This window comes from bacterium endosymbiont of Bathymodiolus sp. 5 South, assembly GCF_900128535.1.
GTDB lineage: Bacteria > Pseudomonadota > Gammaproteobacteria > PS1 > Pseudothioglobaceae > Thiodubiliella.
This window is the reverse complement of record NZ_FQTR01000369.1, coordinates 1-1,037: the sequence shown is the minus strand read 5'-3', so window position 1 is coordinate 1,037 and position 1,037 is coordinate 1. Positions and strand designations below refer to the sequence as shown.

Here is a 1,037-nt window from a genome sequence, read left to right as displayed (position 1 = left end):
ACAAGTTAGATATATCAGCGTTGATTAAATTATGAAGATTGACGCATTAAAAACATTTAAGCAGCGAAGTGAAAAAATCACCTGCTTGACAGCCTATGATGCATCATTTGCATCTGTGTTTGATAAGTGTGGTGTGGATATTGTTTTGGTCGGTGATTCGCTTGGCAATGTGATTAAAGGCAATGAAAACACACTAGGCGTGAGTATGAATGATATGCTTTATCACACGCAAGCAGTGGCAAAAGGCACAAACCAAGCTTTGTTGATTAGTGATATGTCTTATCAGAGTTACACATCTGCCAAACAGACTTTGGAAAATGCTAAATGTTTAATGAGTGCAGGTGCGCAAATGGTGAAATTTGAAGGCGGGAGTGAGCATGAATCTTCTTTTAAAATCTTGCAAGACAACAATATTCCAGTCTGCGGACACTTGGGTTTGCAGCCACAATCCGTCGTAGAAATGGGCGGTTATAAAGTACAAGGTAAGGATGAGAGTGACGCACAAAGAATTTTAGAGGATGCTAAGGCGCTTGAAGGTTGGGGGGTAAAAACCATCGTGCTCGAATGTATTCCTGCTAAGTTGGGCAAGAAAATATCGCAATCGTTAAATATTCCTACTATTGGCATCGGTGCAGGTGTGGATTGTGATGGGCAAGTGTTAGTCAGTTATGATATGCTTGGCATTACGCAAAACCCACCAAAATTTGTGAAAAACTTTTTAACCAGTGGCAGTATTACTTCTGCAACTGATGATTTTATTCAAGCAGTTAAAAACCAAACCTTCCCAACAGATAAACACAGCTATTAGATCTGTATCAATAAAAATTAGAAATGCCGATTTTTCTTTGATGGCAATGTATATTTTTTGAAAATTATACAAAAAACTATACAAAAGTGTATAATAATTAAAAAATATACAAAAAATTATACACCATGAATTTTGATTATAAAAGTATTTCCTATGCTCAAAAGTTGAGCGATTTGCAGAATTATTACCAAACTTCAGTTGCCTTTTCTCAGGCACTAGGCATTACTCG

1 protein-coding gene is annotated in these 1,037 nt (G+C 36.7%); it reads left to right on the top strand.

Annotated features, from left to right (window positions below; translation table 11 throughout):
- The first annotated feature begins 31 nt into the window (after positions 1–31).
- Entirely contained in the window at positions 32–808 is a 777-nt protein-coding gene (gene panB / locus BBROOKSOX_RS11545; protein WP_139662015.1) for a 3-methyl-2-oxobutanoate hydroxymethyltransferase, read from the top strand.
- Positions 809–1,037 lie beyond the last annotated feature (229 nt).